The sequence below is a fragment of the Baekduia sp. genome (assembly GCF_035318805.1).
GTDB lineage: Bacteria > Actinomycetota > Thermoleophilia > Solirubrobacterales > Solirubrobacteraceae > Baekduia.
The window spans coordinates 19,590-41,065 of record NZ_DATHDY010000013.1 but is presented as its reverse complement, the minus strand read 5'-3'; the positions used below and the strand labels follow the sequence as shown (position 1 = coordinate 41,065).

The window sequence follows — 21,476 nt, the reverse complement described above, 5'->3', positions numbered from 1 at the left end:
CCCTACACCTTGATGTTGACGATGTTCTTGATGACCATGGATCCGGCGATGACCATCGCGGTCGCGACACCGAGCATGAGGTGGCCGAGCGACGTGTGGTAGAGCGGGCTGACGTAGGCCGGGTTGATCGCGGTGATCGCCGCGAGCAGCACGATCGGGATCGCGGTCAGCACCCACCGCGACATGCGTCCCTGAGCGGTGAGCGTCTGGATGTTCCGCCGCAGGGCCACCCGCTCGCGGACCGTCTCGATCACGCGCTCGAGGACCTCGGCGGTGTTGCCGCCGGTCTCGCGCTGCAGCGCGGCGACCAGCGCGACCTGCTCGAGGTCGCGGCTGCTCATGCGCGCCACGACGAGGCCGAGGGCCTCGTCCAGCGGCGTCCCGAGGCGCTCGTCCGCGACCACGCGCCGCAGCTCGTCGCGGCTGGGCTCCGGAGCGTCATCGACGACCGCCGCCAGCGCACCGGCGAAGGAGTGCCCCGCGCGCATGGCCGACGCGACCATCTGCAGGTTGTCGGGGAGCTGGGCGGTGAAGGCCTCGCGCCGCTTGCGCGCGCGGTACGCGACGAAGCGGTGGACGGCCACCGGGACCAGGAGCGCCGGCAGCGCCATCACCGGGCTGCCGCCGGCGGCGAGCAGGAGGCCGAACAGGACCACGGTGGCGATCCCGCCGTAGGCCACCAGCCGCTCCGGGGCGACCGTGAGGCCGCCGACGTCGACGTCCTCCTTGAAGCGCGTCCACCATTGGAGCTGCTCCAGCAGGCGTTCCGCACTGGTTCGCCGCCGCCGCGGGCCCGGCGCCGGAACGTCGGCCGTCCCCTCGGGCGCGGCCTCCTGCACGTAGGCCGACATGCGGTCGCGCAGCGGCCGGCCGGCCGGCCGCAGGAGCAGCCGCAGGGTCGCGACCGCCAGCAGCGCCAGCACCATGGCGACCACCAGCACGGTGGCAGGCGAGAGCCACAGCGCCTGTCCAGGAGAGTGGTGGAACGGCAACCCAGGGACGACGACGGTCGCCGGCGTCCGGTAGGCGGCGCGGCCCGCGCCGGGCAGGCCCCGCACGCGGACCTCGACCTGCACGCCCTCCCGGGGCCCGGCGGGCGACCGATACTGCACCAGGTACTGGTTGGCGAGCTGGGAGCCCAGGCGGCCGAAGACGCGCGCCAGATCATGCGGCGAGGCGGCCGACGAGAACTCCGCGCCGCTGCCCGCGGCGAGCAGGTTCAGCGCGCCGAAGTCGGGCTTGGCCCCGCGCAGGCCGATCGCGAAGATCCGTGCGTTGTCGGCCTTCGCGGCCGCGACGACGGCATCCATCGGGATGGTGCTGCCACGGTCGCCGCCGTCGGAGAGGAGCACGACCGACCCGGACGCGGCATGCGAGGCGCGAATCAGCGCGACCGAGCGCGCCGCCGCATCGAGGACCTTCGAGCCGCCGCCCGAGATGGCGATCGCCGACAGCGCACGATCGATCGCGACCGGGTCGGTGGTGAACGGCAGCGCGACCCGGATCGTGCCGGCGAAGGTGACGAGCGCGACGGGCTGCTGGGGCTGACGACGCGCGACGAAGCGGCGGGCCGCCTGCACCGCGCCGCGCAGCGGCCGCCCCCGCATGCTCGTGCTCGTGTCGATCGCCAGCACGACGCCGAAGCGGCGCGCCGCGCTGCCCTGCGCCGAGGCGACGGTCACCTCGGCGATGCGCCGGCCGTTCTCGCGCACCTCCACCTGGCCCGGGACGAGCACCTTGGGCGTGGGCAGCGTGAGCGCGAACGCCCGGTCGGGGAAACGGCTGCCGGCCGCCTGCGCCAGCCGCGGCGCCGGGCCGGCGGCGTGCACCGGCCCGGCGAGCCCCCCGCCCAGGACGGTCGCCGCCGCCGCGATCAGGCAGGCGCGCCTCATGCCTGGGCGCCTCGCAGGAAGTCCGGCCGCGCCACGAACAGCTGCATCGGCAGCGTGATGCCGTGGCGCTCGAACTTGTCGACGAACGTCGGGCGCAGGCCGGTGGCGTTCAGCGACCCGACGACCGTGCGATCGGCTTCGAAGTGATCGATGGTGAAGCGGAACAGCTCCGACAACGTGATGACGTCGGACTCCATCCGGCCGACCTCCGTGATCGCGGTGACGCGCCGCGAGCCGTCCTGCAACCGCTCGAGATGGATGATGAGGTCCAGCGCCGAGGCCACCTGCTGGCGGATCGCCTTGACCGGCAGGTCGTACCCGGCCATCAGGACCATCGTCTCGATGCGCGCGAGCGCGTCGCGCGGCGAGTTGGCGTGGATGGTGGACATCGAGCCGTCGTGGCCCGTGTTCATCGCCTGCAGCATGTCCAGCGTCTCGGCGCCGCGGACCTCCCCGACGATGATGCGGTCGGGGCGCATGCGCAGCGAGTTGCGCAGCAGCTCGCGGATCGAGATCTCCCCTTGGCCCTCGATGTTCTTGGGGCGCGCCTCGAGCCGCAGGACGTGGCGCTGGTTGAGGCGCAGCTCGGCGGCGTCCTCGATCGTGACGATCCGCTCGCTCTCCGGCACGGCGGTGGAGAGCGCGTTGAGCAACGTGGTCTTGCCCGAGCCGGTGCCGCCCGAGATCAGGATGTTGAGCTCGGCCTCCACGCAGCGCTCGATGAACTCGACGGTCTCGGCGCTGAGCGTTCCGATGCGGACGAGGTCGCCGGGGTCCAGCCGCTGCTTGGAGAACTTGCGGATGGTCACCAGCGGGCCGATCAGCGAGAGCGGCGGGATGATCGCGTTGACGCGGCTGCCGTCGGGCAACCGGGCGTCGACCATCGGCGACGACTCGTCGATGCGCCGGCCGACGACGGCCACCATCTTGTTGATGATGCGGCGCAGGTGCGACTCGTCGGAGAAGCGCGCGTCGGTCTCGTGCAGCCGGCCCTTGCGCTCCACCCAGATGTCATACGGGCCGTTGACCATGATCTCGGTCACGGAGTCGTCGGCCAGCAGGCGTTCGAGCGGGCCGTGGCCGAGGATGTCGTCGGCGATCTCGCCGGTCAGCCGCTCGCGGTCGGTGCGGGCCAGCCCGGACTCCTGCTCGAGGTGGCCGCGGATGTCGGCCAGCACCCGCTCACGCAGCGCCGCGGGCCGGGTGTCGGCGTTGAAGAGCTGCGGCCCCAGGTCGCCGACGACGGCGAGGTGGATGCGGTTCTTGACCTCGACGAACGGATCGGCGGCGGCGTCGTCGACGACGCCGCGTCCGGCGAGGCGCTCCTGGAGATCCATCAGCCATTCCTCCGTCGCAGGAGCCGCCGGCCGCGCGGCTCCGGTGCCGCACCGCCGGCGTAGCCGGCCGCGAGCGCCCTGTACGCGCGCGCGGTCTCCGAGCGCGGATGGGAGAGCACCATCGGTGTGCCGGCGTTGATCGAGCGCACCACGTCGCGGCTGCTGGGCACGAGCACGTCGGACGGGGCGCCGAGGATCGCCGTGACGTCGGCCTGGGTGACGCCGACGTTCGTGTCCGCGCGGTTGAGCACCGTGCAGATGCGGCTGCGCTCGTAGCCCATGAGGTCGAGGGTCTCGAGCCCCAGCTTGGTGTTCTTGAGCGACAGCGAGTCGAGCATCCCCACCAGGCATAGGTGGGATGAGCTGTCGATCGTCGCGATGACCTCCGGCGTGAAGCCCGGGGGCGTGTCGACCACGACGAAGTCGTTGCCGGCGCGGAGCAGCGGATAGAGCTCGCGCAGGAACTCGACGGTGACCGCGCCGGCCTGATCGGGGCGGGTCGGCGCCATCAGCACCCGGGCGCCGCTGGGGTGCGGGGTCAGGTAGGCGTCCACCTTCTCGGTGTCCAGCGATCCGCCGGAGCGGACCAGGTCGTAGATCGTCCGCTGGGGCGAGAGGCCGAGCGACAGGCCGACGTCGCCGAACTGCAGGTCCAGGTCGACGAGCGCGACCCGGTGCCCGTCGCCGGCGAGGGCGACCGCCAGGTTGGCGCTGGTCAGCGTCTTGCCGATGCCGCCCTTGGGCCCGAGCACGCAGATCAGCGCGCCCAGGACGGTGCCGGCGGCGGAGCCACGGCGGCGGGCCACGACCTTCTGCAGCGTGAACTGCAGCTGCTGCGCGGTCGACGCCGTGTCGACGCCGGGACCTGCGGAGAGCATCACGAGGTCGTCGGCGCCGGCGTCGAACGCGTGGCGGACGAACCCGTTGGCCGAGGCGCCGCACAGGACGACCGCGGGACGGTCGGGATAGCTGCGGGCTGTCTCGGCGAGGAACCGCAGGGCCAGCTCGGAGTCGGGCGTGCAGGCCAGCAGCACGACGTCGGTCGTGCGCCCGGCCATGGCGGTCCAGCTCTCCGGGAGCCCGCTGACGATGCCCGCCAGCTCGATGCCGGCCGTCTCGGCCAGCAGCTCGCGGACGTGCTGCTCGTCGACGCCGGCGTCGAGCGCGACGAGGACGGAGATGCTGTCGGTCGCCATCAGAGACCTCCCTGGTAGATCCGCTTGACCCCGGACTTGGTGGACCCCGTGCTGTCGAGCGGGATCGGCGGCTTGCCCGTCAGCAGCCGGTCGAGGACGACCAGCGACGGCCCGCTCGCCTCAGCCCCGGCCTGTGGCCGGAGGCTGACCCAGAGCTTCCCGTTGTCGGCGGTGAACGCGACCTGCGGCGCGTCCTGCTCCTTGACGCGCAACACGATGTTCTGGGTCTGGTTGGCGTTGCTGACGCCACCGGCGCGCGTCGTGCCCGGCTTGGGCGCGGAGAGCACCTCGACGTCCTGCAGCAGCACGCGCAGCACCGGACGGGGCCGGCCCAGGCCGTCGGCCTGGACGATGAAGCCGGCGAAGACGTCGACGTGGTCGCCGGACTGGATCTGGCCGATCATGCCGTGCGCGGCGTCCAGCGGGACGGTCAGCGCGCGCTCGTCGGGCCCGAGCCGGCTGAGCACCGAGTCGGTCGGCCGCGCGAAGTCGGCGGTCGTCAGCTGCTGCCCCGGGGCGATGTCGCGCACGGCGACCTGACCGCGCAGGCTGGCCGGATCGGTGATCGCACCCTCCTTGATGCGGTCGCGCTGGAACCCCGTCGCCTGAAACTGGCCCTTGCTGGCGATGCGGTCGCCGGAGCTGCCCTTGGGCAGCTCGCCGCGGGCCACGAGGACCGTGACCGGATCGGCGCGCTGGTCGAGGCTGTCCTTGTAGCGGTTGACGAACGTCAACAGCGCGATCACGGCCACGAGGCCGGCGCCGAGCGCCACGAGGACCGTGCCCTGGCGGCTTGACAGGAGTTTGCGGGTAAGTTGCACAGCGGTTCTCCTCAACGGGTGAGCACGGCGACGCACGCCCCGAAGGCGTTGACGTCGCAGGGTGTGGTTCCGCCGCCCGTGTTGAGCGTCTGGATGTACTTGATGAAGTGACCGACGATGTAGCCGGCGTCGCCGTTGGGGACGGGGTCGTCGCCCTGGCCTTCGCAGGGGTTGGCGAAGCCGTTGCCCGAGGCCGTCCAGCCGGTGACGTAGAAGGTCGCGAAATCGGTGACCGGAACGGTCGAGTTGCCGCTGCCGCTGAAGGAGCCGAACGGGGTGACGACCAGCTGCACGATCCGCGGGTCGTGCTGGTCGAGGTTCGGGAACTGGCTCCAGTGGTTGGGCGCCGTGCACGACGCCGGCTGCTCGGTGCCCAGGATCCGGTGGTTCATGCCGGCCGGCACCTGGTTGGTGGCGGCGCCCGTCTGGATGGCCACGCACTGCCAGGGCTGGGCGGTCCCCCACAGCGTCGACGGCGAGCCGGGGCAGGCGGTGGCGCCGGTGTTGCGCTGATACAGCGGGGCGCAGCCGCCGGCGAGCTCGTCCTTGAGCTTGCTGACGTTGGGATCGCAGTCCAGCGACTGGTTCTGGCTGCCGCCGACGACGCGCAGCGCGACGATGGGGTCGCCGACCTCCGAGGCGTTCTGCAGGCTGCCCTTGACGCCGATGCGCACGACCAGGTCGTGCGTGCAGCTGGTCTGCACCGAGCTGCAGCGCTCGAACGAGTTGGCCCACCCGACGCCGTTCTCGAGCACCTGCGCGGCCTGGATCGGCCCCGACCGGGGCTCCGTCGCGGCGAAGGCCCGCTGAACCGGGTTGGAGGACTCCAAGGCGCCCTTGCACTTGTTGCCGCCCGAGGTCGAGCACGTGTTGATGCCGACCGTCCCCTTGGTCTCCGTCCACGACATCGTGACGGGCAGCGGACCGGCGCCGGGCGCCACCGGGATCGTGGCCGCCGACGACCAGGTGTCGGCCGTCGCGTTGTAGGTCATGGCGTAGTCCTTGCCGCCGACCGTCGCCGTGAGCGTGGCGCCGACGGTGGTGACCGGGTTGCCGGTCCCGAAGTCGGCACGCGCCTGCACGGCGATCGTGCAGGACGTCGTCGAGACCGAGAAGTAGGGGTCGCCGCAGGTGCCGGGCACCAGCTGGACGTCGCGCAGCAGCGGCGCGCTGGGCTGCGCCCCGCTCGCGGCGGCCGACCAGCCGCGCAGGTAGAGGATGCCGGAGGTCGGCATGCCGCCGGCGGTGATCGACGCGGCCCCGTCGTAGCACTGGACCAGCGACTGCCCGCACGTCGTCGAGCTCACGCCCCCGAGCGCGATCACGACGCCGATGCGACCGGCGGTCGAGTCGACGGTGACCGGCAGCGGCGCGGACGCGTTGTCCCACACCGTCAGGCCGTTGCTGGTGCCGGCCTTGGTCAGCGCCACCGAGCCGAGGACGGCGTTGGTGGCCTCGTTGACGAACCATGCCCGCGCCGACTTGGGGTTGACGTCGGGCACGCCGACCGGCAGCGAGCCCTTGCTCTGGTCGATCTGCATGCTCGAGACGCGTGCGTGCGCGTTGACGAACCGGACCGCCGAGCTGGGGACCACGCCGGCCAGCGGCTTGAACAGCCACGGCAGGTCGGTCTCGGTCAGCTTGACGTCGATCATGCTGGCGCTGCACGGCGGGCTCTCGACGGTGTCGTCGGCCGGCGTCGGCTGGTTGTAGAAGGTCTTGCTGTTGATGAGCAGGTGGACCCGGCTGGCAGGCGTCCCGCCGATCTGCGCGTTGTAGACGTCGCCCGAGTAGTCGGCCGCCTTTTGCGTGATCGCGCCGTCGGCGCACGGGAACCTCAGCTCCTGCGCGGCGGCCAACGCGCCGGCGTCGGCCTGCGTCTGCAGATGGCGCTTGTGCACGAACCAGCTGCCCACGTCGACCACGAAGGTCAACGTCACGGCGAGCACGGGCAGCCAGAGCGCCACCATCACGACGACGGCACCGCCGTCCTCGGGGATCTGCAGGAGCAGGCGCCGCATCATGCGCAGCCCGCCGAGTAGGTCGTTGGGGGCGCCTCGAGACGCATCACGCTCGACGAGCTGATCGTCGTGCTCAGGCTGGAGAGCTGCGTGCCGATCAGCGGCACCCACGTGTAGGTGAACGTCATGCGCACCCGGACGGGGTCGCCCGGGTTCGAGGTGCCGTTGGGGAAGTCGATGCACACCGTTGCGGCGCTTGGCACCGAAGCGGTGGCGCCGTTGCGCAGCTCGCCCGTGTCGGCCTGGCCCTGGATCTGCGCCTGCAGCGACACGGCGCTGGCCGGGTTCGGCGCGCTGTTGACGGCCGCGTACCTGGCGGCCTCGGCCGAGAGGTGCGTGGCGTCGTTCCAGTAGTTGTATGCCTTGCCGAAGTCGAGCATGCCGAACAGGAAGATCGCCAGGAGCGGGAGCACCAGCGCGAACTCCACCAGTGCCTGTCCGTCCTGCTGATGAGCGAGTGAGCGCAGAGTGGACAAGAGAAGGTCACCTCGAGGAAGAAGAGGCGCACCGCCCCAGGGGTTGAGGTCCAACCCCCGGGGTGGCGCCTCCCGGACGCGGATCAGATCTGGCCCGCGACCGTGTTGAGCGTCGTCAGGACGTTGAGCCCGATCAACTGCAGGCCGGCGATGGCCCCCACGGACACCAGCGACAGGATCAGCGCGTACTCGACGAGGGCCTGGCCCTCCTCACGCTTGGCCGCGGCGCGGATGTAGCTCATGAGCATTTCGAACATGTGTTGTTTTCACCTCCCCCGCACGACTCGCAGTGACACGTCTTGGCGGCTCGTTGAAACCCTGCTCGATGTGAGGGGGGTTTCAGTGAGCTCGCCGCTGCATTGCACGGTGCAAAGCTAAGCCGCCCGACAGGCCTTCGAACACCGCTCTAGGTCGAGGTCGACCTAGACCTTCCGATCGACTGCGTCCAGACGTTCGGCCGTCGCCAGGCGCCGGCCCCGCGCCTACGGTGCGTGGTGAACTTGCGCGTCGGGTTTGCGCACGACCACAGGAGGAGAACCGCGGTGCGATCAGCGCTCACGACCATCACCGACGCGGAGGGACGCGTCATCTGCGAGCGGTGCCTCGTGGCCGACCGGCCGCACACGCGCCTGCGTGGGCTGCTCGGCCGCCGCGAGCTGGCCCGCGACGAGGGCCTTCTCCTCTGCCCGGCGCCGTCGATCCACACCTGGTTCATGCGCTTCCCGATCGACGCGGTGTTCCTCGATGGCCACCTGCGCGTCATCGGCGTCTCGCCCGACGTCGTGCCGTGGCGCGTGGCGGCACGCCACGGCGCACGCGCCGTGCTCGAGCTCGCCGCCGGCGAGGCCGGCCGGCGGCGCCTGGAGGCGGGCGCCTCGCTCATGCTGCTGGACAGCGACGGGGCTCCTCATGCCGCGTGAGCGCGACCGGATCTTCTGGAGCGACGGGGCCGGCGGCATCCACATGGTCGCCGCGACCCCGGCGGAGGCAGCTGGTCGGGCTCCCCGCGCTGCCGGCGACCGGGTATCGCGCACGAGCCTGGCGCTGGGCGCGGCGCTGGCGGCGCTCGCGCTGGCGCGCCACGGCCTGACGCGGGAGGGCGTGCTGGCGGCCGGTCTGCTGCCGGTGCTGGCCGTGCTGACAGGCATCGACCTGCGGTGCCGCCTGCTGCCCAACCGGATCGTGCTGCCGGCGCTGGTGGCGGTGCTGGCCTGGCAGATCGGGCTCGCGCCCCAGCGCACGGGCGAGTGGCTGGCCGCGGCCGTCGGCGCCGCCGTGTTTCTGCTGGCGCCCTCGCTGCTGCGACCCGGCGCGGTCGGCATCGGCGACGTCAAGCTCGCCGCGCTGCTGGGTGCCGCCCTGGGCGCCGAGGTCGCCGGGGCGCTGCTGATCGGCCTGGCGGTGATGGCCCCCGTAGCGCTGATCGTGCTCTGGCGGCGCGGCAGGGACGCGACGCTGCCCATGGGTCCGTGCCTGGCGTTCGGGGCTGCGCTGGTGCTGCTGGCCTAGATGGCTCAGGCCGCCTCGAAGACGCCGTCGCCGGCGATGCCCTGGTTGTGGGCGAAGCTGGCCGCGGCCAGCCGGTTGGGCACGCCGAGCTTGCGGTACAGGTTGCCGAGGTGGAACTTCACCGTCGGCTCGCTCACCCACAGGCGCTGGCTGATCGCGCGGTTGGACATGCCGCAGGCGAGAGCGCGGAGCATCGTCAGCTCTCGCTCGGTGAGGCCCGCTGCGCGGAGCTCGTCCTCCGGTCCCGGCGCGAAGCCGAACGCGTGGTAGACCGTCTCGTCGTAGGCCTGGCGCAGCGCCGACGGGATGTCCAGCGGGTTGATGCTCTTGACGATGTAGGCGCGGGCCCCATGGCCCAGCGCGGAGCGGATGTCGTTCTCCGCCGAGGAGGAGGAGAGGACGACGATCTTGACAGCGGGATGGGCCGAGTGGATGACCGCGAGGCAGCGCTGCCCGTCGCCGGCGCGCAGATCGAGGTCGATGACGACGACCTCGGGGCACCGCCGCTCGATCATCGACAGCAGCTGGTCGCCGCTGTGGGTGGCGCCCACGACCTCGATGTCCTCCACCCGCTCCAGCGCTCGGCGAAAGCCCTCGAGCATCAGCCGGTTGTCGTCCGCGATCAAGACGCGCAAAGCGGTACCTCCGTGTGTATCGAGCCGATATCCAACGGGCCTGGTCCTCCGTGCCAGGCTCACCGGCACGGTCGCCGACACGCACGGCGACCGCAATAGGCCGAAGGAATACACAACGTTCAGCCAGGTGAACGCTGGATGGCGCGGCCTGGTCAGGGTAGGGTCGCGTCGTGTCACCCCTCAGCGTCGCGCTGGTACTCATCGTCAGGGTCGCACGCCGCGGCGAGGTCCGGCCGCCGTGACCGATCCTGCGCGCGTGCTGATCGCCGATGGCGATGCATCGACCCGGACGGGCCTGCGCGTCACGCTGGCCGCGGCCGGGTTCTCGATCGCGGGTGAGAGCCGGGACGCCGAGAGCGCCGTCGTGGCCGCCCTGGCCGAGCGGCCGGAGCTGCTCGTGCTCGCCGCCGATCTGCCCGGCGGCGGTATGGAGGCGTCGCGCAAGGTCGCAGCTCTGCTGCCCGGCACACGCATCGTGATGCTCAGCCGCGACCCGAGCGGCGAGGAGCTGGTGGCCGCCGTCCAGGCCGGCGCGTCCGGCTATCTGGGCGAGGACGTCAGCCAGGCCCGCCTGCCGGCGGCGTTGCGGGGCATCCTGGCCGGGGAGGTCGCCCTGCCGCGGCGGCTCACCCAGCACCTGCTGGACGAGCTACGCGGTCGGAACGTCCGGCACGCCGTCGTCGACGCGCAGGCCAGCTCCGCGCTGACGACTCGTGAGTGGGAGGTCCTGGAGCTCCTCATGGAGCAGACGTCGACGGGTGACATGGCTCGGCGCCTGGGGATCTCGCAGGTCACGGTGCGCCGGCACGTCTCCTCGCTGCTCGGCAAGCTGGGGCTTTCGAGCCGGGCCGGCGTGGGAGACCTGGTGCGGCGCCGTTCATCGGAGTGAACGACAAAGGGTCGATCGAGCGATTGTCTCGGGGCCGCCGGGCGATCAACGTTCGCCGTGATGCAGCTCTTCGCCGACCTCGACCCGCGGATCTCGGTCCTCTGCGTCCGGGCGCGAGCGAGCGACCCGCAGAGCGACCGCACCCTCCTGACCGAGAATCGCGGAGGTCCTGCTCGAGGGGTACCTCCGAGCCCTGCGCGCGGAGTCGACCAGCCGGCTCGGCGGAGATGCCCGCGATCAGGCGGCCGGCGCGACGGCAACCGGCCCGCTCGGGGCATCCACGAGTCCGTGGCGGATCGCGTAGCCCGCGGCCTGCACGCGGTTGTCGACGCCGAGCTTCTCCAACAGCCGGGACACATGGTTCTTGACCGTGCTCGGGCTGATGTAGAGCTGCCGGGCGATGGCGAGGTTGTCGCATCCCGCGGCCAGCAGCGCGAGCACCTGCCGCTCGCGGCGGGAGAGCGCCAGCGCCCCAGGCTGCGACGCGCGCTGCGAGGCCACGAGGTTCTCTCGCACGTTGGCGAGCAGCGCACCGGCGACCTGGGGCGCGATCGCCGAATGTCCGGCCGCGGTGGCGCGGATGGCCTTGATGATGTCGGTGAGCTCCGCGTCCTTGAGCAGATAGCCCGAGGCGCCGGCTCGCACAGCCTCGAGCATCTCGGCGCAGTCGCTGGAGCCGGTGAACATCATCACGGCCGTCCCCGGGGCGGCCTCGAGCACGAGGCGCGTGGCCTCGATGCCCGACATCCCTGGCATGCGCACGTCCATGAGGACCACGTGCGGCAGGAAGCTCCGGGCCCGCCGGATGGCCGCCTCGCCGCTCGCCGAGTCGGCGAGGTCGAAGCCCTCGCTCGCCAGGAGGGTCCGCATCCCCGTCCGGAACAGCTCCGAGTCGTCCACGACCAGCACGCGAAGGCGTTGGCCGCGGGGCTGGTCGCTGTTGGTCGGGTCCACCATCCTCCCCAGGCTTATCGGTACGCCCCCGTCGTTTCTGAACACCCCGGCTCACGGTCGGACATCGGACTGGAAGATGGTCCGTGCGCCGCCATCGCCGTGCTGCGATCCATCTCACCGCGCCCGACACGGCGCTCGCGCACGAGCCACGCCTGGGCGAACGTCTCGGCGGTCAGGTCGTGCGCGGCGTCGGGATCGCGCGTCTGGCGCAGATGCTGGGCGTCGTGACGTCAGGCCGACGTCGCGATCCAGCCTGCGGGGAACGCTCCCGCGGGGACCAGGCCCGGGCGGTCGTCGAAGAACCGGCGGGCGACCTGCTCGGCGGGCCGGCCCTCGATCAGCGGCCGCAGGTCGCCGACCGTCAGCAGGACCGAGAGCGTCGCGCCGATCTGCAGGTCGGCCGCGTTGGGCTGCTCGCCCCCGAGGATCCCCTCGGCGACGAACGCGTCGATGCGGTCGAGCTTGGCGGGCAGGTCCGCGAGGTCGGCGGCCAGCCGCTGCGCGGTGATGCCGTGGTACTTCCACGTGCCGTGGATGAACTTCATGGCGAAGTCGGTGCCGGCCGGGTCGAGCGCGACCGCGCCGGGGCCGGCGAACGTGCCCATCGACTCGGGACGGAAGTGCAGCGCGCCCCACGGCAGGCGGCGTCCGAGATCCTGCAGCTCCTCGTCGCCCCAGCGCGCGGCGGCCGCCACCGCGGTGTCGAGGCCGCCGGGAAACAGCGGCGGCTCGGCGACGAGCTGCTCGAGGCGCTCGAGGATCGCGGTGGAGCCGTGGACCGGCTCACCGTCGACCAGCACACCGGGCACGGTGCGCTTGCCCTCGCCGTAGATCCGCTCCATCTCCTCAGATGAACGACCCAGCGGCAGCTCCACGCGCTCGTACTCCAACCCCTTCAACTTCAGCGCGGCCTCGACCGTCGCGCACGGGTGTGACGGCGGTAGGACGTGCACGACGATGCTGGGCTGCGCGGCCATGGCGCCCATCCTACGGCGCATTCCTGCGCGTCGCGCTCGATCAGGCGGCGGCCGCGAACGGCGGGTCCCCGAGCAGCTCGACGCCGTTGAGGAACGCGGTCTGCTGCATGGCGATGGCGGCGGCGGGGTGCGGCTCGGCGGTGGGCGGCGGCGGCAGCTCGCGGCCGGGCGCCGGCACGCTGAGGGCGCGGAAGTAGCGCTCCTGACCGGCCGGGAGGCCGAAGATGAGCATCCGCGTGGCCTCGGTGGCCAGCAGCGCGTGCGGCGTCTCGCGCGGGATGAACACCACCGCGCCCGCACCGGCGACGGTCTCCTCGCCGTCGAGGTGCACGGTGAGGCTGCCGTCCAGGACGTAGAGCGTCTCGTCGTCGAACTGCTGGCGGTGCAGGGGCGTCGAGGAGCCGGCGGGCATGACGACCTCGACGAGCGAGATGCGGTCACCGGTCTCGGCGCCGGTCAGCCGGAGGTCGACGAGGCGGTCGCGGTACCAGCGCGGCTCGCCCTCGCCGGCGGCGACGACGGTGGGCTGCGCTTCGCGGGGAGTCGGGGAGGTGGAGGGAGCGGCCATGGCGTGCACTGTGGCGACCGGCGCTTGCCGCCCGCTTGCCGCCGGCGTCGCCCACCTGGCGCGTGGCTTGCCACCGGCTTGCCGTCCGCCACGAAATCCCTGCTCAGCGTAAGGTTCCGCGGTTCCGCCGCTAGACCGCCATGCCCGCCAGCACGCGGCGCTGCAGGCCCGTCGTGTCGGCGTCGGGCTCCAGGCCCAGGCCCTCGACCAGCAGCCGCCGGCACTCGAGGTACTGCCGCAGGGCCAGCGAGCGCCGGCCCGAGCGCGCATGGGCGGTGATGAGCATGCGGTGCGCGCCCTCGTCGAGCGGATCGAGCGCGACCAGCCGGCGCCCGACGGCGGCGACCGCCAGCTCGTCGCCGGCCGCGCGATGCTCCTCGGCCAGGCCCATCAGCACGCGGTGCAGCAGCCCCTCGAGCTCCTCGCGCCAGACGACGGCCCAGTCGGCGTACTCCTCTTCCGGCAGCGGCGTGCCGGCCCACAGGCCGGCGGCGGCCTCCAGCGCCCCGCGGCGCGCCGAGCCCACGGTCGACAGCGCCTCGTGCGCCACGTCGGCGAAGCGCTCGCCGTCGACGCGGTCGCGCTCGTCGAGCTCCAGCAGGTAGGCGCGGTCGGCGTAGCGGATCGCGCTGGACTCCGCACCGGCCGGATCGAGCACCTGCCGTGCCCGCGAGACCGCGACCTGCAGCGCCGAGCGCGCCTTGTCGGCGGGCCGGTCGGGCCACAGCGACTCGAGGATCCGCTCCTCGGGCACGGGCGCGCCGCGATGGACGAGCAGGAACCGGACGAGCCGCGCGACGGTGGGCCGGCCCCACGTTCGCTCGTCGACCTCCCACGTGCCGCGGCGCAGCCGGAAGCCTCCGAGCACCGTGAACGACCGCGCCGGCGGCCGGCGCCGCACGCCGACGATCGCCTCCGACGCCGCGGCGGCGACGGCGGGATCGTCGTCGGTCGCCAGCGCCTTGATGGCCGCGGCCGCGTCGGGATGGCCCGAGGAGGCCACGGCGGGCGCCGCGGCGATCCGCACCGCCGCCGCCGGGTGGCCGGCCATCGCCAGCACGTCGGAGCTGTCGCCGAAGGCCGACCCGACGTAGCCGACGATCTCGGTCGCCGGCAGCGCGCCGGCGGCCAGCAGCTCCCAGAGCAGGCTGCGCAGCCGCGGCCACTCGGCCCGCACCAGGTGCGCGGCGGCGACCGCGTCGACCAGGCCGAAGGCGGTGATGACGTCCTCGTGGGCGCCCGCGACGTCGCCCGCCTGCTCGCGGATCCACGCGCGCTGGGACAGCAGCCGCGCGACGTGGTAGCAGGCCGCCTCGCGCCCGAGCGAGGCCTCGACCCGCGTCAGTGCCTCCTCCAGCACCGCGAGGGCGCGATCGCGATCGCCGATCTCGGCCAGCGCCGGGACCAGCGAGCAGACGAGGAAGTCGCCGAACATGATCGGCATGCGCGGCACGAGCGACAGCGCGAGCTCGGCGGCGCCGCGGGCCGTCTCGGCCTCCCCCCGCGCGGCGGCGGTCATCGCCACCGTCGCCGGGACCCACGCCATCGCCCACGTGTCGGGCGGCGTGCCGCCGGCCAGCGATGCGACCATGGCGTCGGCCTCGCGATGGCGGCCGACCTGCGCGAGCGTCCAGCCGCGCAGGACCGGGCCGAGCGTCCCGACGAACGGATGCGTGCCGCTGCGCTGCACCTCGGCGGTCAGGCGGTCGTTGAACTCCAGGGTCTCCTCCGCGCGGCCGACGTCGACGTGCGCGAACGCCGAGATCGCCAGGACGTAGAGCACCTGCTCGGGGCGGTCCATGACGTGCTGCACCGAGCGGAACTGCGAGAGCACCTCGTCGTGGCGGCCGCCGGCGAACAGCACGTAGGCGTCGCCGATCCGCGCGACCTGCGCGCCGGCGTCGCTCCCGGGCTGCGCGACGATGCCCTCGCGCAGGACGTACGCCGCGGCGGCCTCGCCCCGCGCCGCGTGCAGGATCGACGCCCACGCGGCGGCCAGCAGCGCGACCGGTCGTCCGGCGAGCCGCTCGGGCCGGGCGAACTGCGCGCCGACGCCGTCGACCTCGTCGAGGCGGCCGGACCAGTAGGCGGCCTCCAGCAGCGCGGCGCACGCCGCGTCGGCCGCGTCGCGCAGGCCGAGCTCCTCCAGGCCGGCGGCCGCGTCGCGCAGCACGTCGACCGCGTCTCCGAGCCGGCCCTCGGCCGCGAGCAGCAGCCCGTCGAGCATGCGCGCGCCGGGCGTGGAGCGCACGTCGGCGTCCAGGCGCGCCAGCCAGGCGCGGAGCAGGTCGCGCGAGGCGCGCACGAGCGTGGAGGCGTCGGCCAGCATCAGCCCCAGCGCGGGCTCGCCCTGCCCGGCCTCCAGCCACGCCTCGACGGCCTCGGCGCGCCGGCCCTCGGTGCTGAGCGCGGTCGCAGCGCGGCCGAGCAGCGCGGCGCGCTCGCCGTCAGGACGCTCGCGGCGCCAGCGGCTGCGCAGCGCCTCGCGGACGAGCGGGTGCCACGCGGTCGCGTCGGGGCGACCGGCGACCGGGCGCAGCGAGAGGCCGAGGCGGGTGGCGGCGTCGAGCGTCGCCGGCGTCAGCTCCAGCGCGGCGAGCACCGCGGGCGACAGCTCGTCGACCACGCTGGAGGCCAGCAGCGCCGCGCGCGCTTCGTCGTCGAGCTCGTCGAGCACCTCCTCGACGAGGAACTGCTCGATGGACTCGGCCGCCTCGGCGGCGTCACCCCGCTCGGCGCCGAGCGCCACGCCCAGCGGCCACCCCAGCGTGCGCGACATGGTGGCCTCGACCTCCGCGTCGGTCGGCTCGCGCCCCATCCGCGCGGTGAGCACCGCAGCGCATTCCTCACTGGTGAAGACGAGGTCGGCCTCCCCCAGCTCCACCACCAGCCCCGACGCGGTGAGCTTGGCCAGCTTGAGCGGCGGGCGGCGGCGCGACGCGACGACGAGGCGCAGCGGGCCGCCCGCGTCCGCCAGGAGCGCGCCGAGGACGGCGATCGCGCCGGGCGCGTCGCCCAGGCGCTCGACGTCGTCGAGGACGAGCACGAGCGGCTCGACCAGCAGGCGCTCCAGGTCGTCGACGAGGGCCTGCGCGGCGGCCGACGGATCCACGGCCTCGCCGCCGCCGCCGAGCTCGTCGAGCAGCACGTCGGCGGCGCCGGGAACGGTGCGGCGCACGGCCTCCAGCACGCTCACGACGAGCCGGCCGCCGTCGGCGTCGCGGTCGCGGCACGCATGCCACGCGGCCGTGCCGTCACGCTGCTCGACGGCCTGCTGGACCGCCAGCGTCTTGCCGTAGCCGGCAGGCGCGACGACGAGCAGGCAGCCGTCGTCCATCGCCCCCGACATCCGGGCCGCCACGTGAGGGCGCGGCAGCTGCGCCGCGCCGAGCCTGATCCCTGGTGCCACGACGCGCGCCAGCCTACCGTCAGGACCCAATTGCGCCAATGGCCTCCACGGCTAGTCCGTACTGCCGCGGCGTCAGGCGGATGTGCGACTGCTGGCTCATCGAACGCGGTCCGACGCCGATGGCCTCGACGGGCGGCGCGTTCTCCAGGTGCGGCACGACGACGACGGGCTCGATCGGCACCCACCGCGGCCAGCGCGCGGACCGCGTGGCGCCCGGTCCCGGCGGCACCGCGTCGCTGGACTCGCCCACCACCTCCACGACGCCGAAGACGCGCTTCCAGACCGGGGCGCCGCGGGTTCGGTCGTCGTGGGCGCTCTGCTCCGGCGTCGTCCGACCACTGGCGTCGATCGGCGGCACTGACGATCGCGGTCCGAGTGGCCCCGGAGCAAGGGGTCGTCCGCCGGCCTTCGGGCGGGGTGGGCCTGTCTGACGCGGTCCCACGGCGCTGAACAGGCCCACGCTCAAGCCGGCACCGTGATCGGCCCCGGCGCACCCCGGTTGAGTCCGGCGCGCTACGCGATGACCTGCAGGTGCTTCGGCAGGCCGGACAGGACCTCGGCGCCGTCCTCGGTGACGACCGCCAGGTCCTCGATCCGGACCCCGATCGCGCCCGGCACGTACACGCCCGGCTCGACCGTCACGACCTGCCCGACCGCGAGCGTCGCCTCGCTGCGCTGCGACAGGCGCGGGCCCTCGTGGACCTCGGCGCCGACGCCGTGGCCGAGGCCGTGGCCGAAGTGCTCGCCGTGGCCGGCGGCGGTGATGATGTCGCGCGCGACGGCGTCGACCTCGCGACCGCCGACGCCGGCCCGGACGGCGGCCAGCGACGTCTCCTGCGCTTCGAGCACGAGGTCGTAGATCTCGCGATCGCGCGGATCGAGCTCGCCGGTCGCGTAGGTGCGGGTGCAGTCGGACGCGTAGCCGTCCAGGCGGGCGCCCCAGTCGATCGTCACCAGCGTGCCGGCCGGGATCTCGACGTCGCGCGGCGCGGCGTGCGGCAGCGCGCTGTGCGTGCCCGAGGCGATGATCGAGGGAAACGACGGCGCCTCGGCGCCCGCGCGGCGCATGGTGAACTCGAGGTCGAGGGCGACCTCGCGCTCCGTGCGGCCCGCCAGGCCGCGGCCCAGCACCTCGGTGAGGGCCGCGTCGGCGAGCTGGGCCGCCGCGCGGATCGCGGCGAGCTCGCCGGGGTCCTTGACCATCCGCAGCTCTTCGACGAGGCCTCCGGCGGGCACGAGCTCCACGCCGTCGGCGACCTTCGACGCCAGCGTGCCGTGGTCCTTGACCGACACGTGCTCGTCGTCGAACCCGACCCGCAGCGGGCCGTCGGAACCCTCGGCCGGCGCGGCGACCGCGACGGCGCCGGCGATCAGGATCTCGGGCGCGACCGTGCGCTCCCAGGCGTCGTCGAGCTGCTCGGCGGACTGCGTCAAGTAGCGGAAGTCGGTGAGGAACAGGCGCTGGTCGCCGGGCCCGACGACCGCAAGGCCGTTGCTGCCGGAGAAGCCCGTCAGCCAGCGCACGTTGACGAGGTCGGTCACCAGCAGCGCGTCGAGCCCGCGCTCGGCGAGCTGCGCCGCGACGCGGTCGGGGCGGTCCATGCTCATTTCTGCGGTTCCTCCTGCAACGGCGACGACGTCGGCGCGCTCATGCTCGGGCTCAGCTCCTGCTTGATCCGGACGAGGGCGTCGCGGTACCCGTCGACGCCCTGGCCGCTGATCGTCGCGACGCACAGGTCGCGCACGACCGAGATGCGGCGCCACTCCTCGCGAGCCATGATGTCGGACAGGTGGACCTCGACGGACGGCAGCGCGGCGATCTCCAGCGCGTCGTGGATCGCCCACGCGTAGTGCGTCCACGCGCCCGGGTTGATCACGATGGCGTCGACCATGCCGTCGAGGCGGTGGAGATGGCCGACGAACTCGCCCTCGTCGTTGGTCTGGAAGAACCGCGGGTCGAGGTCGAGCGCGGTGGCGAACACGCCGATCTGCCGCTCGAGCTTGTCGAACGTCAGGTCGCCGTACACCGCCTTGGGCCGTCGCCCGAGCTGATCGAGGTTGACGCCGTGGAGCACGGCGACGCGTCGGCGCACTGGCGTCATGGGATCAACTCTCGCACGGCGAGCGCCAGATCGTCGTCGGGCACGTCCTGGCCGTGGACCACGTCGCCGGGAGCGCGGACCAGGACGAACGGCGTCCGCGCCTGGGACGTGCGCTTCTTGTCGAGGCGCGTGGTGGCGACGATCGCGTCCGGATCGACCGCCAGGCCTTCGAGCGTGGTGGGCAGCCCGTGCTCGGCCAGCAGGGCGGCGACCTGGCCACGCAGGTCCGGCAGGCCGCTGAGGCGCAGCGCGGCGAGCAGGCCCAGGCCGACGGCCTCGCCGTGGCGCAGCGTGCCGTAGCCGAGCTCGACCTCCAGCGCGTGGCCGACGGTGTGGCCGAGGTTGAGCACCTGGCGGCGGCCGCCGTCGCGCTCGTCGGCGGCGACGACGGCGAGCTTGGTGCGGGCGCAGGCCAGGATGACGTCGTCGTCGACCGGGCCGCCGGAGCCGATGCGGTCCCACAGCGGGCCGCCGGCGACGAGCGCGGTCTTGAGCACCTCGGCGTAGCCGGCGGCGTGCTCCTCGGGCGGGAGGGTCGCGAGCGTCTGGGTGTCGACCAGGACGGCGGACGGCTGGTGGTAGGCGCCCACGTAGTTCTTGGCCTCGGGCAGGTCGACGCCCGTCTTGCCCCCGTAGGCGGAGTCGACCTGGGACACCACGGTCGTCGGCGCCTGCACGATCCGCATGCCGCGCTGGTAGGCCGACGCGCAGAAGCCGGCGAGGTCGCCGACCACGCCGCCGCCGAGCGCGACCAGGTGGTCGGCCCGCGTGACGCCCTGGTCGACCATCGCGTGCCAGACGCGCTCCGCGGTCTGCAGCGTCTTGTGCTGCTCGCCCGGCGGGATCTCGATCACGCCGGCCAGGTCGCGCAGGCCGGCCAGGTGCAGGTCGCCGACCGCGCTGTCGGTCACCGCGAACGCGCGGCCCGCGAGGCCCGGCGCGTCCATGCCGAGCACGCCGCGGCCGACGAAGACGGGGTACTCGCCCGACGCGGCGTGCGCCCACGCCATGCGGGTGCCGGGCGGGGCGTCGGCCAGCGCGCGCAGCGCCGCGTCGGCGCGCACGACGACGCGAGCGTCGGCCTGGGGCAGGTGCGCCTGCGCGAGCGACTCGTACAGCGCGTGGCGCTCGGCGTGCAGCGCGGCGAACGCGGCGCGGTCGCGCGCCAGCGGGCGGTTGCGCCCGGCGGCGCGCTCCCAGGCCAGGTCGAGGGGCACGTCGACCAGCACGGTCGTGTGACCGGCCAGAGCCGCGCGCACGCGCTCCGACAGCACCGACCCGCCGCCCAGGGAGACGACGGCCTCTGCGTCGCCATCCAGCACGGACGCGACGAGCTCCTCCTCGGCGGCGCGGAACACCGCCTCGCCGTCGGTGTCGAAGACGTCCTCGATGGAGCGCCCGAAGCGCTGCACGAGCAACGCGTCGGTGTCGACGTGATCGACCCCGCGGGCCGCCGCGAGCTCGCGGGCCAGGGTCGTCTTGCCCGCGCCCATGAACCCGATGACGACGGTCAGCCGACCCACGCGATCCGCTCGCGGTAGCGCTGCACGGCCTCCTGCACGTCCTCGATGTGGTCGCCGCCGAACTTGCGCCGGTAGGCGTCGGCCATGACGTAGGCGAGCATCGCCTCGCCGACCACGCCGGCCGCCGGCACGACGCAGGAGTCCGTGCGCTCGCGCAGCGCCTGCGCGGGCTCGTGGCTCTCGATGTCGACCGAGCGCAGCGGCTTGGTCAGCGTGGGGATCGGCTTCATCGCGACGCGCGCCACCAGCGGTAGCCCGGTCGTCATGCCGCCCTCCAGGCCGCCCGCGTGGTTGGTCTCGCGGAAGTAGCCGCGCTCCTCGCTCCAGAAGATCTCGTCGTGCGACTGCGAGCCCGGCGCGCCCGGCAGGTCGAACCCGTCGCCGAACGCCACGCCCTTGGCGGCCTGGATCGAGCAGAGCGCGCCGCCGATGCGGCCGTCGAGGCGCTCCTCCCACGACACGTGCGAGCCGAGGCCGGGCACGAGCCCGAAGGCCACCACCTCGAACACGCCGCCGATCGACTCGTTGGCCTTGCGCTGCACGTTGATGTGGTCGACCATCGCGCGGCTGGCCTGGGGGTCCAGGCAGCGGACCTTGTCCTCGTCGACGCCCTCGAAGTCCGCGACGGTCACGAGCGTCGCGCGCGGCGCCACGTAGACGTCGCCGATCTGCACGACGTGGCTGCGGATCTCGACGCCGAGCGCCGCGAGGAAGGCCTTGCACAGCGCACCGCCGGCGACGCGGGCCGCCGTCTCGCGGGCGCTCGCGCGCTCGAGCACGTTGCGGACGTCGGTGAAGCGGTACTTCTGCACGCCGACGAGATCGGCGTGACCGGGGCGCGGCAGGTGCACCTCGGGGATCTCGGCCTCGACCGGCCACGGGTTCATCCGCTCTTCCCAGTTCGCGTAGTCGCGGTTGGGGACCTCGAGCGCGATCGGCCCGCCCAGCGTCCGGCCGTGGCGCACGCCCGCGGTGACGTTGGCGTGGTCCTTCTCGATCTTCATGCGCCCGCCACGGCCATGGCCCAGCTGTCGCCGGGCCATGTCGCGATCGAGCGACTCCTGGTCGAGCTCGAGCCCTGCGGGCAGGCCTTCGACGATGCACGTCAGGCCCGGTCCGTGGGACTCCCCTGCGGTGATGAGGTTCAGCGCCATGCGGCGCCGAAGT

At 73.4% G+C, this 21,476-nt stretch carries 20 protein-coding genes; 3 read left to right on the top strand and 17 right to left on the bottom strand.

Going from position 1 to position 21,476, the window contains the following annotated elements; genetic code table 11:
- Positions 1 to 2 precede the first annotated feature (2 nt).
- The 7 genes from VK501_RS02420 to VK501_RS02390 all read right to left on the bottom strand — a co-directional run bounded on the left by VK501_RS02420 (position 3) and on the right by VK501_RS02390 (position 8,000).
- Positions 3 to 1,892: a type II secretion system F family protein gene (locus VK501_RS02420; protein ID WP_324334276.1), complete on the bottom strand. Its 1,890-nt coding sequence runs from the start codon at positions 1,890 to 1,892 to the stop codon at positions 3 to 5.
- On the bottom strand, positions 1,889 to 3,229 hold the full coding sequence (locus VK501_RS02415; protein WP_324334274.1) for a CpaF family protein: 1,341 nt from the start codon (positions 3,227 to 3,229) through the stop codon (positions 1,889 to 1,891). Before VK501_RS02415 ends, VK501_RS02420 begins: the two co-directional genes overlap by 4 nt.
- Complete coding sequence (locus VK501_RS02410; RefSeq protein WP_324334272.1) at positions 3,229 to 4,425, bottom strand: AAA family ATPase; 1,197 nt, start codon at positions 4,423 to 4,425, stop codon at positions 3,229 to 3,231. Before VK501_RS02410 ends, VK501_RS02415 begins: the two co-directional genes overlap by 1 nt.
- Positions 4,425 to 5,246, bottom strand: a complete 822-nt coding sequence (cpaB, locus tag VK501_RS02405) for a Flp pilus assembly protein CpaB (protein WP_324334270.1) — start codon at positions 5,244 to 5,246, stop codon at positions 4,425 to 4,427. Before cpaB ends, VK501_RS02410 begins: the two co-directional genes overlap by 1 nt.
- 11 nt (positions 5,247 to 5,257) lie before the next feature.
- Complete coding sequence (locus VK501_RS02400; protein WP_324334268.1) at positions 5,258 to 7,267, bottom strand: pilus assembly protein TadG-related protein; 2,010 nt, start codon at positions 7,265 to 7,267, stop codon at positions 5,258 to 5,260.
- Positions 7,267 to 7,743, bottom strand: a complete 477-nt coding sequence (locus VK501_RS02395; RefSeq protein WP_324334266.1) for a TadE family protein — start codon at positions 7,741 to 7,743, stop codon at positions 7,267 to 7,269. Before VK501_RS02395 ends, VK501_RS02400 begins: the two co-directional genes overlap by 1 nt.
- Before the next feature lie 83 nt (positions 7,744 to 7,826).
- A complete protein-coding gene (locus VK501_RS02390; protein WP_324334265.1) occupies positions 7,827 to 8,000 on the bottom strand; it encodes a hypothetical protein in 174 nt (57 codons plus the stop codon).
- A 285-nt stretch (positions 8,001 to 8,285) separates the two neighbouring features.
- Here VK501_RS02390 and VK501_RS02385 point away from each other — a divergent pair, with 285 nt between their 5' ends.
- Complete coding sequence (locus VK501_RS02385; RefSeq protein WP_324334263.1) at positions 8,286 to 8,663, top strand: DUF192 domain-containing protein; 378 nt, start codon at positions 8,286 to 8,288, stop codon at positions 8,661 to 8,663.
- Entirely contained in the window at positions 8,653 to 9,252 is a 600-nt protein-coding gene (locus tag VK501_RS02380; RefSeq protein ID WP_324334261.1) for an A24 family peptidase, read from the top strand. The genes VK501_RS02385 and VK501_RS02380 overlap by 11 nt, the downstream gene beginning before the upstream one ends.
- Before the next feature lie 5 nt (positions 9,253 to 9,257).
- Here VK501_RS02380 and VK501_RS02375 read toward each other — a convergent pair whose 3' ends face one another.
- Positions 9,258 to 9,887, bottom strand: coding sequence for a response regulator transcription factor (locus VK501_RS02375; protein ID WP_324334259.1), 630 nt, complete (start codon positions 9,885 to 9,887; stop codon positions 9,258 to 9,260).
- Positions 9,888 to 10,125: 238 nt separating this feature from the next.
- Between VK501_RS02375 and VK501_RS02370 the strand changes: the two genes are divergently transcribed.
- Positions 10,126 to 10,776 carry a response regulator transcription factor gene (locus VK501_RS02370; RefSeq protein ID WP_324334257.1) on the top strand — a complete coding sequence of 217 codons (651 nt, stop codon included), beginning with the start codon at positions 10,126 to 10,128 and terminating at the stop codon, positions 10,774 to 10,776.
- Positions 10,777 to 11,013: 237 nt separating this feature from the next.
- Here the strand turns inward: VK501_RS02370 and VK501_RS02365 are convergent, their stop codons facing one another.
- The 9 genes from VK501_RS02365 to aroC form a co-directional block, all read right to left on the bottom strand.
- Complete coding sequence (locus VK501_RS02365; RefSeq protein WP_324334255.1) at positions 11,014 to 11,733, bottom strand: response regulator transcription factor; 720 nt, start codon at positions 11,731 to 11,733, stop codon at positions 11,014 to 11,016.
- A gap of 227 nt (positions 11,734 to 11,960) precedes the next feature.
- Positions 11,961 to 12,707, bottom strand: coding sequence for a glutathione S-transferase family protein (locus tag VK501_RS02360; RefSeq protein WP_324334253.1), 747 nt, complete (start codon positions 12,705 to 12,707; stop codon positions 11,961 to 11,963).
- Positions 12,708 to 12,747: 40 nt separating this feature from the next.
- Positions 12,748 to 13,275: a cupin domain-containing protein gene (locus VK501_RS02355; RefSeq protein WP_324334251.1), complete on the bottom strand. Its 528-nt coding sequence runs from the start codon at positions 13,273 to 13,275 to the stop codon at positions 12,748 to 12,750.
- A gap of 130 nt (positions 13,276 to 13,405) precedes the next feature.
- Entirely contained in the window at positions 13,406 to 16,684 is a 3,279-nt protein-coding gene (locus tag VK501_RS02350; RefSeq protein WP_324334249.1) for a BTAD domain-containing putative transcriptional regulator, read from the bottom strand.
- Positions 16,685 to 16,703: 19 nt separating this feature from the next.
- Positions 16,704 to 17,042: a hypothetical protein gene (locus VK501_RS02345; protein ID WP_324334247.1), complete on the bottom strand. Its 339-nt coding sequence runs from the start codon at positions 17,040 to 17,042 to the stop codon at positions 16,704 to 16,706.
- Positions 17,043 to 17,197: 155 nt separating this feature from the next.
- On the bottom strand, positions 17,198 to 18,292 hold the full coding sequence (locus VK501_RS02340; RefSeq protein WP_324334246.1) for a Xaa-Pro peptidase family protein: 1,095 nt from the start codon (positions 18,290 to 18,292) through the stop codon (positions 17,198 to 17,200).
- Positions 18,289 to 18,786, bottom strand: coding sequence for a type II 3-dehydroquinate dehydratase (locus VK501_RS02335; protein ID WP_324334244.1), 498 nt, complete (start codon positions 18,784 to 18,786; stop codon positions 18,289 to 18,291). Before VK501_RS02335 ends, VK501_RS02340 begins: the two co-directional genes overlap by 4 nt.
- Positions 18,783 to 20,309, bottom strand: a complete 1,527-nt coding sequence (locus VK501_RS02330; protein ID WP_324334242.1) for a bifunctional shikimate kinase/3-dehydroquinate synthase — start codon at positions 20,307 to 20,309, stop codon at positions 18,783 to 18,785. The genes VK501_RS02335 and VK501_RS02330 overlap by 4 nt, the downstream gene beginning before the upstream one ends.
- A complete protein-coding gene (gene aroC, locus VK501_RS02325; RefSeq protein ID WP_324334240.1) occupies positions 20,297 to 21,463 on the bottom strand; it encodes a chorismate synthase in 1,167 nt (388 codons plus the stop codon). The genes VK501_RS02330 and aroC overlap by 13 nt, the downstream gene beginning before the upstream one ends.
- Positions 21,464 to 21,476 lie beyond the last annotated feature (13 nt).